Source organism: Actinokineospora alba (assembly GCF_004362515.1).
GTDB lineage: Bacteria > Actinomycetota > Actinomycetes > Mycobacteriales > Pseudonocardiaceae > Actinokineospora > Actinokineospora alba.
In genome coordinates, this window is record NZ_SNXU01000001.1 from 1,079,320 (window position 1) to 1,095,246 (window position 15,927).

Annotated in this window: 10 protein-coding genes; 3 read left to right on the forward strand and 7 right to left on the reverse strand. The window is 67.2% G+C overall.

What is annotated here, in order from left to right; all coding sequences use genetic code 11:
• Nucleotides 1-55 precede the first annotated feature (55 nt).
• The 6 genes from fusA to C8E96_RS05095 all read right to left on the reverse strand — a co-directional run bounded on the left by fusA (nucleotide 56) and on the right by C8E96_RS05095 (nucleotide 9,964).
• Nucleotides 56-2,155 (reverse strand): elongation factor G, encoded by a 2,100-nt coding sequence (gene fusA, locus C8E96_RS05070; protein WP_091382666.1) that lies wholly within the window; start codon nucleotides 2,153-2,155, stop codon nucleotides 56-58.
• A gap of 68 nt (nucleotides 2,156-2,223) precedes the next feature.
• Nucleotides 2,224-2,694: a 30S ribosomal protein S7 gene (rpsG, locus tag C8E96_RS05075; RefSeq protein ID WP_018682836.1), complete on the reverse strand. Its 471-nt coding sequence runs from the start codon at nucleotides 2,692-2,694 to the stop codon at nucleotides 2,224-2,226.
• Between the two features lies 1 nt (nucleotide 2,695).
• Nucleotides 2,696-3,070: a 30S ribosomal protein S12 gene (rpsL, locus tag C8E96_RS05080; RefSeq protein ID WP_030473471.1), complete on the reverse strand. Its 375-nt coding sequence runs from the start codon at nucleotides 3,068-3,070 to the stop codon at nucleotides 2,696-2,698.
• Nucleotides 3,071-3,547: 477 nt separating this feature from the next.
• Entirely contained in the window at nucleotides 3,548-4,285 is a 738-nt protein-coding gene (locus tag C8E96_RS05085; protein ID WP_091382668.1) for a D-Ala-D-Ala carboxypeptidase family metallohydrolase, read from the reverse strand.
• Nucleotides 4,286-4,480: 195 nt separating this feature from the next.
• On the reverse strand, nucleotides 4,481-7,249 hold the full coding sequence (locus C8E96_RS05090; RefSeq protein WP_166657875.1) for a PKD domain-containing protein: 2,769 nt from the start codon (nucleotides 7,247-7,249) through the stop codon (nucleotides 4,481-4,483).
• 18 nt (nucleotides 7,250-7,267) lie between these two features.
• On the reverse strand, nucleotides 7,268-9,964 hold the full coding sequence (locus C8E96_RS05095; protein WP_133794182.1) for a PKD domain-containing protein: 2,697 nt from the start codon (nucleotides 9,962-9,964) through the stop codon (nucleotides 7,268-7,270).
• 305 nt (nucleotides 9,965-10,269) lie between these two features.
• Here C8E96_RS05095 and C8E96_RS05100 point away from each other — a divergent pair, with 305 nt between their 5' ends.
• The 3 genes from C8E96_RS05100 (at nucleotide 10,270) to C8E96_RS05110 (ending at nucleotide 11,846) form a co-directional block, all read left to right on the forward strand.
• Nucleotides 10,270-10,860: a TetR/AcrR family transcriptional regulator gene (locus tag C8E96_RS05100; RefSeq protein WP_091382674.1), complete on the forward strand. Its 591-nt coding sequence runs from the start codon at nucleotides 10,270-10,272 to the stop codon at nucleotides 10,858-10,860.
• 63 nt (nucleotides 10,861-10,923) lie between these two features.
• Entirely contained in the window at nucleotides 10,924-11,652 is a 729-nt protein-coding gene (locus C8E96_RS05105) for an SDR family NAD(P)-dependent oxidoreductase (RefSeq protein WP_091382676.1), read from the forward strand.
• Nucleotides 11,652-11,846: a tautomerase family protein gene (locus C8E96_RS05110; protein WP_091382678.1), complete on the forward strand. Its 195-nt coding sequence runs from the start codon at nucleotides 11,652-11,654 to the stop codon at nucleotides 11,844-11,846. The genes C8E96_RS05105 and C8E96_RS05110 overlap by 1 nt, the downstream gene beginning before the upstream one ends.
• 150 nt (nucleotides 11,847-11,996) lie before the next feature.
• On the opposite strand, the gene C8E96_RS05115 is transcribed toward C8E96_RS05110, so the two are convergent.
• A complete protein-coding gene (locus tag C8E96_RS05115) occupies nucleotides 11,997-15,896 on the reverse strand; it encodes a DNA-directed RNA polymerase subunit beta' (protein WP_091382680.1) in 3,900 nt (1,299 codons plus the stop codon).
• Nucleotides 15,897-15,927 lie beyond the last annotated feature (31 nt).

Sequence of the window (15,927 nt, forward strand, 5' to 3'; positions counted from 1 at the left end):
CCCGGGGAGACCCCCCGGAGAGCCCGCACCTATCGTGCGGTGCTCCGGTTGGGGGTCATTCCCCCGTAGCCTTTGCGATGATCTCCTTGGCGACGTTCGTGGGAACCTCGGCGTAGGAGTCGAACACCATCGAGTAGTTCGCGCGGCCCTGGGTCTTGGACCTCAGGTCGCCGACATACCCAAACATTTCGGACAACGGCACCAGTGCCTTGACGATCCGGGCACCGCTGCGCTCCTCCATGGCCTGAATCTGGCCACGGCGGGAGTTCAGGTCGCCGATGACCTCACCCATGTAGTCCTCGGGCGTGGTCACCTCGACCGCCATCATCGGCTCGAGCAGGACCGGGTCGGCCTTCCTCGCGGCTTCCTTGAGCGCCATCGAACCGGCGACCTTGAAGGCCATTTCCGAGGAGTCGACCTCGTGGTACGCGCCGTCCAGCAGGGTCAGCTTCAACCCGACGAGCGGGTATCCGGCGAGCACGCCGTAACGCATGGCGTCCTGCGCACCGGCGTCGACCGACGGGATGTACTCCCGCGGCACGCGACCACCGGTGACCTTGTTGTCGAACTCGTAGAGCACGCCGTCCGTGGTGGCCAGCGGCTCGAGCTTGATGATGACCTTCGCGAACTGGCCGGAGCCACCGGTCTGCTTCTTGTGGACGTAGTCGAGCTTGTCCACCGTGCGGCGGATCGTCTCACGGTAGGCGACCTGCGGCTTGCCGATGTTCGCCTCGACCTTGAACTCGCGACGCATGCGGTCGACGAGGATGTCGAGGTGGAGCTCGCCCATACCGGCGATGATCGTCTGACCGGTCTCGTCGTCCTGGTTGACCCGGAAAGTCGGGTCTTCCTCGGCGAGCTTCTGGATCGCCGTGCCCAGCTTCTCCTGGTCGGCCTTGGTCTTCGGTTCGATCGCGACCTGGATGACCGGGTCGGGGAACGTCATGGACTCGAGGACGATCGGGTTGGCCGGGTCGCACAAGGTCTCACCGGTCGTGGTGTCCTTGAGGCCGATCACCGCGTAGATGTGACCCGCGATGGCCTCTTCGACCGGGTTCTCCTTGTTGGCGTGCATCTGGAAGAGCTTCCCGATGCGCTCCTTGCGGTCCTTGGTCGCGTTGATGACCTGGGAGCCGGAGGCGAGCCTGCCCGAGTAGACCCGGACGTAGGTCAGCTTGCCGAAGAACGGGTGCGACGCGATCTTGAAGGCCAGCGCGGAGAACGGCTCTTCGGTGTTCGGCGCGCGGAGGACCTTGGTCTCGCCGTCCTGCAGGGTGCCCTCGACCGGCGGCACGTCCAGCGGGGACGGGAGGAAGTCGATCACGGCGTCGAGCATGGGCTGGACGCCCTTGTTCTTGAACGCCGAGCCGCAGAGCACGGGGTAGGCCGACCGGTTCGTGACGATCCGGCGGATACCCGTCTTGATCTGCTCGACCGACAGCTCCTCGCCCGCGAGGTAGAGCTCCATCAGGTCGTCGTCGGTCTCGGCGACGGCCTCGATGAGCGCCTCGCGGTACTCGTTGGCCTTGTCGACGAGGTCGGCCGGGATCTCCTCGACCGTGTAGTCCTCGCCCTTCGAGACCTCGCCACGCCACGTCAGCGCGCGCATCTGCACCAGGTCGACGACGCCGATGAAGTCACCCTCGCTGCCGATGGGCAGCTGGATGGGCAGCGGCTTCGCGCCGAGGCGCTCGGAGATGGTGCGCACGGTGAAGTAGAAGTCCGCGCCCAGCTTGTCCATCTTGTTGACGAAGCAGATACGCGGGACGTCGTACTTGGTCGCCTGGCGCCAGACCTGCTCGGACTGGGGCTCGACACCCTCTTTGCCGTCGAAGACGGCGACAGCGCCGTCGAGGACGCGCAGCGAGCGCTCGACCTCGACGGTGAAGTCGACGTGACCGGGCGTGTCGATGATGTTGATCTGGTGGTTCTTCCAGAAGCAGGTCGTCGCGGCGGACGTGATCGTGATGCCGCGCTCCTGCTCCTGCTCCATCCAGTCCATGACCGCGGCACCGTCGTGGACCTCGCCGATCTTGTAGCTGATCCCCGTGTAGAAGAGGATCCGCTCCGTCGTCGTGGTCTTGCCCGCGTCGATGTGAGCCATGATCCCGATGTTGCGGACCTTGGCCAGGTCGGTGAGCACGTCGAGTGCCACGGGTTTCTTCCCCTGTCTTTGCAGCTACGGCGCCGCTGGAGCCCCGGCCGGGAGGCCGAGGCTGGTTGTCACCAGCGGTAGTGGGCGAAGGCCTTGTTCGACTCGGCCATCTTGTGGGTGTCCTCGCGACGCTTGACGCTGGCACCAAGGCCATTGGAGGCGTCGAGGAGTTCGTTCATGAGTCGCTCGATCATGGTCTTCTCGCGGCGAGCCTGCGAGAAGGAGACGAGCCAGCGCAGCGCCAGGGTGGTGGAACGACCGGGCTTGACCTCGATCGGCACCTGGTAGGTGGCGCCACCAACGCGGCGGCTCTTGACCTCGATGGTCGGCTTCACGTTGTCCAGCGCACGCTTGAGCGTGACCACGGGGTCCGTGCCGGTCTTGTCGCGGGCACCCTCGAGGGCACCGTAGACAATACGCTCGGCGACGGAACGCTTGCCGTCCTTCAGCACCTTGTTGATGAGCTGCGTGACCAACGGCGAGCTGTACACCGGGTCGGAGATCAGCGGCCGCTTAGGGGCCGGTCCCTTGCGGGGCATATCAGCTCTTCTCCTTCTTCGCGCCGTAACGGCTGCGGGCCTGCTTGCGGTTCTTCACGCCCTGGGTGTCCAGCGAGCCGCGGATGATCTTGTAACGAACACCCGGCAGGTCCTTCACTCGGCCACCGCGAACGAGCACCATGGAGTGCTCCTGCAGGTTGTGACCCTCACCCGGGATGTACGCGGTGACCTCGATGCCGCTGGTCAGCTTCACGCGTGCGACCTTGCGCAGTGCCGAGTTCGGCTTCTTCGGGGTGGTTGTGTACACACGGGTGCACACGCCACGCCGCTGCGGGCTCCCCTTGAGAGCCGCAGTCTTCTGCTTGGCGACCTTGTCCTGGCGGCCCTTGCGGACCAGCTGCTGGATCGTGGGCATAGACCGGCTTTCTCTGCTTCATGTCGACACCCGGTATCGGGCACCGATATGCACTGTGTACTTACGGTTCCTGCTGTTCCGCCCGTCCCCCGAGGTCGGGCGTGTCGCCCGTTCCCGGCAGCACCCCACGCGGGAGTGAAACATCCCAGCGGGGTTCGGAAGGAACTCCGGCGTGACTGACAGGAGCCCGCTTCGTGGCGATCGGGTAAACGACCATCCAGTTCGCGGACCGCGCGGCACAGGCACACGGATCGACCCGACATGGGTCGGGCGCGAGTAGCAAAGATACCTTCCCGACTGGCACGGGGACAAATCGGGGTCCTGTTACGGCGCTCAACGCCAGGACACGCACTGTGTCGACCCGGAGGGGGTACTTGATTCCGATGGTAGTCGGAGCGTCCAGTCGATCTCATGAAATGGGCCGCGACGCGCCGACACAGGTGCTGCGTCGGCCCGCCGCGGCCCGGTCTTCCCAGGTCAGATGCCGCAGTTGGGCGCCGACCAGAAGCGGCTGGAGCGGCCGTCGAGGTGCGTGTGGTCGTTGTGGCCGGGGTAGCCCGGCCCGAGGATGCCCGTGAAGCCGTGGCTTCGGGCCTGCTGTGCCAGGCGACACAGCGAGTGCGGGCCGGAGCCGAGGTCCGCGGCGTCCCCGTACAGGTGACGGCTGTTCGAGGCTCCCCCGACCGCGTTGTTGCACGCGTGGCTGCGGAAGCCACTGGTGACGGTGATCGACTGGTCACCCAGGGCATGACGCATGGCCTGCAGCTTCCACATCGTCACCCGGGCGTTGAATTTCGCCGTCGACGCCGAGACCGCGCCGCCCGACCAGTCGCTGTTGCAGCGGTTCAGCTCGGCGTAGGAGAAGTTGACCGGCGTGCAGTCGTCGTCCTGCAACGCGTAGATCTTGCTGTAGGTCGCGGAGCCCGCGACCCCGTCGGCGCCGAGACCGTAGGCCTGCTGGAACCTGGTCACCGCCGCCCTCGTGCCGGGACCGAACTGGCCGTCGATGGCGACCACGCCGCCGTAGCCGGGGTAGCCGGAGACGCGGATCTGGAGTTGGCGCACGTCCTCACCGGACATGCCTTCGGACAGGGTGCGGCCCCAGGTGTAGCAGCCGTCGGCCTGGGCCGGGGCGGCGGTGAGCACGAGGGTGGACAGGATGGCGGCGGCGAGGATGGGCAGGGTGGATAAGAGTCGGGCCAAGCGTCGGTTCACACGGCACCTCACTGATCCGAGCGACAGGACTCACTCAGCGTCGTCAGGCACATTCGCGGCGGTCAATGGACCACGACGTTGTTAGGGGTCCGATCGCCGCACACCAAGGGGTGCGCGGGCGCGCGGGTGAACCGCCGATGAAAGTGGGGTGTCGCGGCACGGTCGGTCCCGTGCCGCGACACCCGAGCCCGCTGCCTAGTACCTCCCGAAGTAGCCGGTGACGTCGACGACGAGGTCGGTGGTGGCATCACTCCCGTTATGGAAGGCCACGGTCCCGCTGCCCACGACCGCGAGATTGGACACGATCCCCCCTGGAGTGAAGTTCAGCGTCGAGGTCGAGGTGGCCGACCACGGCGCTTGCGGGGCGTGGGCAGTCAGATATCCGCTCGTCCGAGGATTCACCACGGTGACGTTCATGACCGCTGCGTCCGGCACGAAGGTCCCGGGCGGGCTGACCCCCTCGAGAACCGGGAAGTACGTGCTGACCCGGGGATCCAACGGCTTCGGGGCGCCCTGTCCCGTCCCCATGCGGGTGTCGACCTTGCGCACCGGCGTCACCGGGACGAAGTAGGTATCGCCGCCCACGTAGCCGACGATGTCTACGACCAGGTGTGTGGTCGTCGTCGTGAAGTAGCTGATCTCCCCGTTCACTCCGACCGGCACGACGACCGCGTTGGTGAGGATCTGACCCGCGACATAATTCAGGTTGGACGCCAGCGGCTTGGCCTTGCCCGTGGGGAACACGGTGAGATGTCCACTCCCAGCAGGACCGGCGGCCGTCACGTTGAGGACTACGGCCGTGGCCGACGTCGGCACGTTCCCGCCGACGATCCGCCGCGACCAAGTCTGTCCGGCAGGCAGCTGTGCTGGTGCGCCCGTGGGCGTGCCGGTGCCCTGGCGGGTGTCGAGCACGCGCGACGCGTCCATCGGCGCGTACCCCTCGCTCCGCTCCCGGACGAAATACCCCGCTACGTCCCCGACGAGGTCGACCGTCCCCGAACTTCCGTTGTGGAAGTCGATGGCACCGCCCGCGCTGACCGGCAGGATCACCAGGTTGGACACGGTCTGACCGGCCCGGAAATTCACGATCGACGCCAGTGGGCGCGCCTCTCCCGCCGGGTACCCGGTGATGTGTCCCGGCTGGGTGGGATTGGTGACGGCGACATTCACCGCCACCGCGGTCACGCCGACCGGGATGCCCGCCTGGCCGCCGACCGCGAGCCGAATCGACTTGAATGGGTCGATCTTGCGCACGGCGCCGCCCTGCCCGACGCCGGTCCGCGTGTCGAGCACGCGGGTCGGACCGAACGGCACGATGCCGGAGCCGCGGGTGGCGAAGACCGTCGAGGTGACGGCGGTCCGGCCGCCCGCGTCGGTGACCGTGGCCCGGACGGTGTACGTGCCCGGCGTGCGGTAGCTGTGCCATCCACGGTCGGACGACTGGTTCTCCGTGACCCCGTCCCCGTAGTCCCAGACCACGCTGACGACATTCCAGGGCGACGTGCCGCCATCGGCCTGGAAGTTCGCGCTCATGACTCCGTTCTGGGTGGCGGTCACCGACGGGGTGAGTGCGCCGCCCGCGGCCACTACCTCGATTCGCCAGGGCAGTGCGTAAGTGAGCTTCGACGCCGTGCTCGCGGTCACGGAGATTTGGTAGGTGCCCGTGGCCGAGTACGCGTGTGGGGTCTCGCATGGCGCGTCATCGAGTTTGCTGCCGTCACCGAAGTCGATGTCGCAGGTGACCGGCAGGCCCCAGCGACTGGTGAGTGTGCTGACGACCTTCACCTCGCCGCCCACTGGGGCCCTGGTGGCGCTGAACGAGAGATGACCATCGAGCTGATCTTGAGTCTCGCGGGCGCCGCGGTCGTGATAGGTGACCGCGCCACCGCCGAGATCGGCGACGTGGGGATTGTCGACCCTGGGGTGTCCATCGATGTCGTCCGCGAGCTGTCCTGGCGCGTCCGCGTTCGCGGAGTCCACCCAGGCGGTGACCGTGTCCGGATCGACGTTGTAGTCGTGCCCGCCCTGCCCGGTCGCGGCGGTCAGTTCCGCGGGCGAGGCGTAGGTCGTACCAGCCCACAGGTACACGCGATTCGACGAGGTATGAACGATGTTGTAGTCGACCGTGACGCCGGGCGCGGCGGCGGCGTCGACCGCGAGGGGGTAGGTGTATCCGCTCTCGCAGAGCGAACTGGACGACGCACTTGTCAGGTGGGAGATGATGTTGTTCTGGATCGAGGTCCCTGCGGCGTCGCCGGTCACTGAGACCGCCTTGTTGCAGGAGCCCCGCACGGTGTTGCCGGTGAAGGCGGTCCCCGGTGCGTTGTTCAGCGTGACGCCCCGGTGCGGCGCCCGCGATGGCAGCTCGTTGCCCGTGATCGTGACGTGACTCGCGCCGTCGACAACGATCCGCTTGCCGTAGCCCCAGATCGAGTTGCGGCTGAGCGTGACCGCGGAGGATCCCCCGTCGACCCGCATCCCGTCGCTTCCCGGGCTCCCTTCGAACTGCCCCCAGGTCGTGAGGCGGTCAACCGTCACCCGGCTCGCCCCCGCGACGTGGACCGCGGGAATGCCGACGGCACCCGCCACTCGCATGCGCCGCAGCACGACATCGTGTGCCTCGCGCACGGTGATCGTGGGAACGGTATCGCCCTCGGCGCGGCGCACGGTCGCGTCGCCTTCGAACACGATGGGCGCGGTTTCGGTGCCGGAGCGGGTGATGGTGACAGTCTCGCGATGGTCACCTTCGATCTTCACGGTCTGGCCCGCCGTGACGATGTCCGCGGCTGCCTGGACGGTGCAGAACGGCTGTTCAACGGTTCCGGCACCGGTGTCGGAACAGGCACTCTTGTCGCTGACATGCAGAACGGATGGCTCCGCGAGAGCGGGCCGGACGGCCAGGGGTCCTGCGGCGAGACTCAACGCGCAGACCACCACTAAGCCTCGTCTGGTGAACGAGGTCATGATCATTACCCCCAGAGGTCAGTTGTAGCTCAGATATCCCGTGAGATCGACGACAAGATCGAGTGACCCGTCGCTTCCGTTGTGGAAAGCCACGGGATCGCGGACCACGGCCAGATTCCCCACGACCGCGCCGGGCTGGAAGTTCAGTGTCGAAGCCGTGGGCGGCGTCAGGCCAGACGGATACGCGGACAGGAAGCCTGCCGCCTTCGGGTTCACCACCGTCACGTTGGCCACGGCGTGCTCGGGAATGTCGATCTGGCTGCCGGGTACGAGATCGAAGGCCTCACTCGAGCGTGGGGCAAGCGCATGGGCCGACGACTGCCCGGTCCCGATCCGGGTGTCCACGACTCGGGTGGGAGTCAGTGGGGCGAAGAACTTGCGGTACGCATTGCTCTCGGTGGCGTAACCGACCACATCGACGACCAAGTCGGTACGGGTGGTGGAAAAGTAGCTGATGGCTCCGCCCGTGCCCACGGGCACCAAGACCGCGTTGGATACGGTCTGCCCAGCGACGTAGTTCAGGTTCGACGCGAGCGGTTTGCCGCCACCAGCGGGAAAGACCGTCACATGACCGCTTGCCGCGGGGTTCGTCACGGCCACGTTGAGCAGCACCGCCGTCGCCGAGTCGGGCACGTTCTGAATGGTGATGTCCTGCGTCCACGTGCCGCCGCCCGGCAACGGTTTCGCGCCGCCATCCGGCGTGCCCAGCCCGGTCCGAGAGTCGAGAACCCGTGACGGGACAACTGATTCGAAGCCGGAGACGCCAGCGGTCCGCGCGAAGTAGCCGGTGACGTCCGCGATCAGGTGCACCGTGCCCGCGGCGGCGTTGTAGAACTCGACGGCGCCGTCCGGGCCGACGGGGAGGATCGCCATGTTCGGCACGGTCTGCCCAGCCACGAAGTTCAACGTCGAGGCCAGCGGCCTTGCGGCGCCCGACGGATAGGCAATGATGTGCCCGGAGGTCGTGGGGTCGGTGACCGCGACGTTCATGGCGACGGCCGTGACGCCCGCCGGAATTCCGCCCTGCCCCGCCACGGCGAGTCGGATACCGGAGTACGGCTTGATCTTGCCCGTCGTACCGCCGGTGCCCACGCGGGTGTCCAGCAGACGGGTCGGCCCGTACGGCACGAGCCCGGATCCCACGGTGGTGAACTCGGTGGCCGCCGTCGTCGCGGTGTTGCCGCCAGCGTCGGTCACCGTGGCGCGCACGGTGTAGGTGCCGGGCATGTAGTAACGGTGATGGAGCGCCGTGCCCTCCACCGTCCGCGTGCTTTCGCCGGTTTGGAACTCCACCTTGGCGATGTTCCACGGGGTACCGCCGCCGTCGGCGCGCAGCACGACGCCCATCACATTGCTGGCGGTCACGGTCAACGTGGGCATCAAGGCGCCGCCCGCCTGCACCACCTGGATCGTGCTGGAGCGGTGCTCGACACTCCCGCCGTCAGTCGACGCGGTGGCCCGCACGGTGTAGGTACCGGGCTGCGTGTATGCGTGGGTGGCCGAGCACGCGCCCTCGATGAGGGTGCCGTCGCCGAAGTCGATGTCGCACGTGACGGGGATGTTCCAGGAACTGGTGAACGACCCTTCGAACCTCACCTGGCCACCGACCGGCGCCTTCGTGGCGGACTGGGCAAACGAGCCCGTCACCCGGTCTGTCGACTCCGTCGCGCCGCGGTCCTGGGTCGCGACCTTGCCGACTCCGGTGTTCGCCACCTGGGGCTGGTCGACGGGGCGCACGCCGGAGCGGTCGGTCGGCAACTGGCCGGGCGCGTCGGCGTTGGCCGAGTCGATCCAGTTCGTGTTTGTGTCGGGGCCGTTGTTGAAGTCGTGGGCGGCCTGCCCGGTGACGGCGTGCAGATCCTTCGAGAACGGGTAGGTGCGGCCCGACCACGCGTACGCCTTGCCCCAGGCGTACACGATGTTGTAGTCGGTGATGACACCCTGCGCCGCCGCGATGTCGACGACCACGCCATGTACCTCGGTCGAAGCGGGCCGACAGGACGTGTTCCCGCTGGTGGCGATGCCGTTGATGATGTTGTTCTGAATCGAGGTCCCGGTGGCGTCGCCGAAGACGCCGATGGCCCGGTAGCACGCGTTCTTGATCGTGTTCCCGGCTATCGCGACCCGTGGGGCGTTCACGAGTTCGATCCCCGTCCCATGGTCTCCGGTCACGTTTCCCGCGATCGTCACGTCGTTCGCGCCGTTGACCACCAGCGTCTTTTCCTTGGCCCACAAGGACGAGCGGCGGAGAGTCACGGCGCTGGACCCGTCGTCGATCAACAATCCGCGCGCGGTGGAAGTGTTCCAACTCGTTCGCACTGTGAGCGCTTCCAGCATCACCCGGCTCGACCGCGCGACCCGCAGGGCGAGCCCTTGGGTGTCGCTGCTGGACTCCGTCTCCGTTCCACGGACGACGATGTCGTGGGCGCCGTGGATCAGCAACGCGGGGACCGTGTCGCTCGCAGCGCCGCGGATGAAGCCGCCCTCGAACACGATGGGCGCGGCTTCGGTGCCGGAGCGGGTGATCGTCAGCCTGCCGATGTCCGACCGGTCCAGCTTGACCGTCTGCCCCGGCTCGACGACATCGGCCGCGGCCTGCGCTGTGCAGAACGGCTGCGCGCTGCTGCCCACGCCGGAGTCCGAACAGCCCGAGGTGTTGCTGACGTACAGCACCGACGACTCGGCCATGGCGGGCCGTACCGCCAGTGGGCCCACGGCGGCACCTACCGCACAGGCGATGGCTAACGCTCTACGCGAAAGTGTGGTCACGATGGATGCTCCCCCAGGAGTCAGCTGTTGCTCAGGTAACCGGTGCCGTCAACGACAAGATCGGTTGAGCCGTCGTTTCCGTTATGAGAAGAGCCAAAATCGCGCACGACGGCGGCGGCGAACCCCGACTATCCACGTGACGTCCCCAAGATCCCAGGCCCACCGAGTGGGCGACGAGCGGACACTACCTTGTGGACAGTCGGGGAAGAAGGGCCTTGTGTTCCAAGACGACTGGTCGTATTGTTCCCGGCATGGCGCGACCGCGACTCAGTGAGGGCACCCGCAAGCGGCTGCTCGAAGCGAGCACGCACGCGTTTCTTCGGCAGGGCTACCACGGCACGGGCTTGAAGGACCTGCTCGACAGCGTCGAGATCCCCAAGGGCTCGTTCTACAACTACTACCCCAGCAAGGAAGCGCTCGCCGTGGCCACGATCGAGCACACCCAGCGATGCACCGCCGAAAGCCTGACCGCGGCATTGGAGAACGCGCCCAACCCGGTCACCGGGCTGCGGGCGTTCTTTCAGGCCCAGGCCGCCGAGTTCGAGCGAACCCGATTCGAGGGCGGCTGCCTGCTGGCCAACCTCGCGGGCGAGCTCGACGAGAGCGAGGCCTGCCGGGTCGCGCTGTTCACCGCCTTCCTGCACTGGCGCGACGGCGTCCGCGACGCCATCGCCGACGCGCAGCGACTCGGGCTCATCCGGGCCGATGAGGACGCCGCCGAACTGGCGGACATGCTCATCGAGGCGTGGGAGGGCGCGGTGATCCGAATGAAGGTGGAGCGGTCGGTCGAGCCGCTGCACAAGTGCCTGCGCAGGCTGCTCGACGGTTACTTCCGGCCCTGAGCCGGTCTCTTTTTTTTGCCCCAATTCCAAGACGACTGGTCGTCTTGTTCTGACAGGAGTTCCATGAGCACCGCGATCATCACCGGAGCATCGAGCGGCATCGGCCTCGACGTCGCCCGCGAATACGTCAAGCGAGGCGGAAACGTCGTCATCAACGGCCGCGACGCGGACAAGCTCGCCGCCGCGGCCGCCGACCTCGGCTCCCCCACCCAGGTCGCCACCGTGCCGGGCGACATCGGCTCGGCGGCGACCGGCGCGGCCCTGGTCGCCGCGGCCGTCGACCGCTTCGGCGGTGTCGACCTGCTCCTCAACAGCGCGGGCATCTTCGGCGTCAAGCCCTTCGTCGACGTCACCGAGGAAGAGCTCGACCAGTACCTGTCGATCAACCTGCGGGGCACGTACCTGGTCACCCAGGCCGTGGTCCGCCGGCTGATCGCCCAGGGCAACGGCGGCGCGATCGTCAACATCGGCACCGTCTTCGTCGACCACGCCAAGTCGGGCGTACCCGCGTCGGCGCCGCTGGCCGCCAAGGGCGGGGTGCACTCGCTGACGGTGAGCCTGTCGGCCGAACTCGCGCCCGAGCGCATCCGCGTGAACATGGTGGCGCCCGGCATCATCCGCACTCCCCTGCACGACGGGATCAACGTGGACGACCTGGCGGGCCTGGCCCTGCTGAACACCGTCGGCGAGGTGTCGGACACGACTGCGGCGGTGCTGTACCTGGCGGACGCGGACTTCGTCACCGGCCACGTGCTGAACGTGGACGGCGGCTACGTGGGCGGGCGGGCCTGATGCCGTACGTCAACATCAAGATCACCGAAGGCGCGACGGTGGAAGAGAAGGCGCTGCTGATCAAGGGCGTGACGGAACTGCTGGTCGAGGTCCTGGACAAAGACCCGGCGCTGACCCACGTGATCATCGATGACGTCGCGCTCACCGACTGGGGAGTGGGCGGACGCAGCACGGCCGAGATCCGCAAGACCTGACAGTCGCGGATGGACATCTAAGGGCGGCACCCCCGGTCAGTCGACGGGGGCGCCGCCCTCGTCCATTGTGGATCGTCAGGGGTGGACCCGGAACGAAACGCGCCCCCGGCCGAGTGGCCGGGGGCGCGTTCCCTGTCTGTCTACTTCGGACTAGCGGTAGTCGCGGCCGAAGTCGTAGTCGTCCAGCGGAACCGCCGCACCAGTGCCCGCGCCGAACACGTCCGGCGTGTAGTAGCCGTCGTCGTAGGACGGGATGGCGTAGGCCGCCACTCGCGCCTCTTCGGTCGGCTGGACCTGGATGTTGCGGTACTTGTTGATGCCCGTACCAGCCGGGATCAACTTACCGATGATGACGTTCTCCTTCAGACCCACGAGCTTGTCGCTGCGCCCGTTGATCGCGGCGTCGGTCAGGACCCTGGTCGTCTCCTGGAAGGAGGCGGCCGAGAGCCACGAGTCCGTGGCCAGCGAGGCCTTCGTGATACCCATCAGGACCGGGCGACCCGAAGCGGGCTCGCCACCGGCGCCCACGACGCGGCGGTTCTCCGACTCGAACACGGCGCGCTCGATGAGGGCGCCGGGCAGGAATTCGGCGGTGCCGCTGTCAAGGATCGTGACCCGGCGCAGCATCTGCCGGACGATGACCTCGATGTGCTTGTCGTGGATCGACACACCCTGGGCGCGGTAGACCTTCTGGACTTCCTCGACCAGGTGCAGCTGCGCCTCACGGGGACCCATGACTCGCAGGACCTCGTGCGGGTCGCGGGTGCCTTCCAGCAGCTGCTGGCCGACCGACACGTGGTCGCCGTCGGCGAGCGGTCCGGTCGGGGTCGCGGCGAGCCGCTGACGCTTCGACAGCTTCTCGAAGATGATCTCCTCGCTGCCGTCGTCCGGCGTGAGGGTGATCTTCCAGAAACGGTCGCCGTCCTCGATGCGCACGCGGCCGTCGACGTCGGCGATCGGGGCCTTGCCCTTGGGGACGCGGGCCTCGAACAGCTCCTGGACACGCGGCAGACCGGTGGTGATGTCGTCTCCGGCCACACCACCCTGGTGGAAGGTACGCATCGTCAGCTGCGTGCCGGGCTCACCGATGGACTGCGCGGCCACGATGCCGACGGCCTCGCCGATGTCGACGAGCTGGCCCGTCGCCATGGAGCGGCCGTAGCAGGTGGCGCAGACGCCGACCGCGGCCTCGCAGGTCAGGACCGAGCGGACCTTGACCTTCGAGACACCCGACTCCAGCAGCTTCTCGATCGCCGGGTCGCCCAGGTCGTCCGCCCGGTTGAGCAGGACGTTGCCTTCGGCGTCCTTGACCTCGTCGGCGACGCAGCGCGCGTAGACGCTGGTCTCGACGTGCTGGTCGCGCAGGACCTTGCCACCCTCGATGGGGTCGCCCAGCGTCATCACGATGCCGCGGGTGGTCCCACAGTCGACCTCGCGGACGATGACGTCCTGCGAGACGTCCACCAGACGACGGGTCAGGTAACCCGAGTCGGCGGTACGCAGCGCGGTGTCGGCCAGACCCTTGCGGGCACCGTGCGTGGCGATGAAGTACTCCAGCACCGACAGGCCTTCACGGAAGTTGGCCTTGATCGGTCGCGGGATGAACTCACCACGCGGGTTGGTGACCAGACCGTTCATGCCCGAGAGCTGACGGATCTGGGTCATGTTGCCCGCCGCGCCCGACTTCACGATCGTGGGGATCGGGTTGTCGTCGGGGTAGTTGTCCTCCATCGCCTTCGCGACCTCTTCGGTCGCGTTGCTCCAGACCTTGACCAGCTCGTTGTTCCGCTCGGTGGCGGAGAGCTGACCACGCTGGTAGCGCTTCTCGACGGTGTCGGCCTTCTTCTCGTAGTCCTCGAGAATCCCGACCTTGGCCGGCGGCACGATGACGTCGGACATGGCGATGGTGACGCCCGAACGCGTGGCCCAGTAGAAGCCCGCGTCCTTGAGCTTGTCCAGGGTCTGCGCGACCTTGACCATCGGGTACCGCTCCGCGAGGTCGTTCACGATCGCGGCCTGACGCTTCTTCGGCATCGGCTCGTTCATGAACGGGTAGTCCGGCGGGAGCAGCTCGTTGAACAGCACGCGGCCAAGGGTGGTCTCGGCCAGCCACGGCTGACCGGGAGCCCAGTCCTCAGGCTGCATGCCGGGGCCCGGGGTCCGGTCCGAGATGCGGATCTTCACCATGGACTGCAGGCCGAGGACCTTGCGGTCGTAGGCCATGATCGCCTCGGCGGGCGAGGAGTACGCGTGCCCGGCGCCGAGACCGTCTTCCTTGAGGCGGGTCAGGTGGTACAGACCCGTCACCATGTCCAGACGCGGCATCGCCAGCGGGCGACCCGACGCCGGGGACAGGATGTTGTTCGACGACAGCATCAGGATGCGGGCCTCGGCCTGCGCCTCGGCCGACAGCGGCAGGTGGACCGCCATCTGGTCACCGTCGAAGTCGGCGTTGAACGCCTCACAGACCAGCGGGTGCAGCTGGATGGCCTTGCCTTCCACCAGCTGCGGCTCGAAGGCCTGGATGCCGAGACGGTGCAGCGTGGGCGCACGGTTCAGCATCACGGGGTGCTCGGTGATGACCTCTTCGAGCACGTCCCACACGGCCGGGCGCGCACGCTCGACCATCCGCTTGGCGGACTTGATGTTCTGCGCGTGGTTGAGGTCGACCAGCCGCTTCATGACGAACGGCTTGAACAGCTCGAGCGCCATCGCCTTGGGCAGACCGCACTGGTGCAGCTTGAGCTGCGGGCCGACGACGATGACCGAACGGCCGGAGTAGTCGACTCGCTTGCCGAGCAGGTTCTGGCGGAACCGGCCCTGCTTGCCCTTGAGGAGGTCGGACAGCGACTTGAGCGGGCGGTTGCCCGGTCCGGTCACCGGGCGACCGCGGCGGCCGTTGTCGAACAGCGCGTCGACGGCCTCCTGCAGCATCCGCTTCTCGTTGTTGACGATGATCTCGGGCGCGCCGAGGTCGATCAGTCGCTTGAGGCGGTTGTTGCGGTTGATCACGCGGCGGTACAGGTCGTTCAGGTCGGAGGTGGCGAAGCGGCCACCGTCGAGCTGGACCATCGGCCGCAGGTCCGGCGGGATCACCGGGACGCAGTCGAGCACCATGCCCATGGGCGAGTTGCGGGTCGCCTGGAACGCCGCGACGACCTTGAGCCGCTTGAGCGCGCGGAGCTTCTTCTGCCCCTTGCCGTTGCGGATCGTGTCGCGCAGGATGTCGGCCTCGGCGTCGACGTCGAAGTCGCGCGCCAGGGTCTGGATCGCCTCGGCGCCCATGGACCCGGTGAAGTAGTCGCCGTAGCGGTCGATGAGCTCGCGGTAGAGCATCTCGTCGGCGATGAGCTGCTTGATGTCGAGCTTGGTGAAGGTCGACCAGATCTCGTCGAGCCGGTCCAGCTCACGCTGGGCGCGGTCGCGGAGCTGGCGCATCTCCCGCTCGCCGCCCTCCTTGACCTTGCGGCGGACGTCGCTCTTGGCGCCCTCGGCCTCAAGCTGCGCGAGGTCGGCTTCGAGCTTCTGCGCACGGGCCTCGATGTCGGCGTCGCGCTTGTTCTCGACCTGCTTGCGCTCGACGCCCATCTCGTTCTCGAGCGTGGGCAGGTCGTTGTGGCGCAGCTCGGTGTTCACCGTGGTGATCACGTACGCGGCGAAGTAGATGATCTTCTCGAGATCCTTCGGCGCGAGGTCGAGCAGGTAGCCCAGGCGGCTCGGGACACCCTTGAAGTACCAGATGTGGGTGACCGGCGCGGCCAGCTCGATGTGGCCCATGCGCTCACGGCGAACCTTGGCGCGAGTGACCTCGACACCACAGCGCTCGCAGATGATGCCCTTGAAGCGCACGCGCTTGTACTTGCCGCAGTAGCACTCCCAGTCCCGGGTCGGACCGAAGATCTTCTCGCAGAAGAGCCCGTCCTTCTCCGGCTTCAGGGTGCGGTAGTTGATCGTTTCGGGCTTCTTTACCTCACCGAAGGACCACTGACGGATGTCGTCTGCGGTCGCAAGGCCGATGCGGAGCTCGTCGAAGAAGTTGACGTCCAGCACGTCGGTTCCTTCTCCCCTTCTTGGTTACAGC

What these genes read in the sequence shown, in the direction of transcription:
- rpsG (WP_018682836.1), bottom strand. Translation starts at nt 2,694, where the DNA reads ATGCCCCGCAAGGGACCGGCCCCTAAGCGGCCGCTGATCTCCGACCCG.
- rpsL (WP_030473471.1), bottom strand. Translation starts at nt 3,070, where the DNA reads ATGCCCACGATCCAGCAGCTGGTCCGCAAGGGCCGCCAGGACAAGGTC.
- C8E96_RS05090 (WP_166657875.1), bottom strand. Translation starts at nt 7,249, where the DNA reads ATGACCTCGTTCACCAGACGAGGCTTAGTGGTGGTCTGCGCGTTGAGT.
- C8E96_RS05100 (WP_091382674.1), top strand. Translation starts at nt 10,270, where the DNA reads ATGGCGCGACCGCGACTCAGTGAGGGCACCCGCAAGCGGCTGCTCGAA.
- C8E96_RS05105 (WP_091382676.1), top strand. Translation starts at nt 10,924, where the DNA reads ATGAGCACCGCGATCATCACCGGAGCATCGAGCGGCATCGGCCTCGAC.
- C8E96_RS05110 (WP_091382678.1), top strand. Translation starts at nt 11,652, where the DNA reads ATGCCGTACGTCAACATCAAGATCACCGAAGGCGCGACGGTGGAAGAG.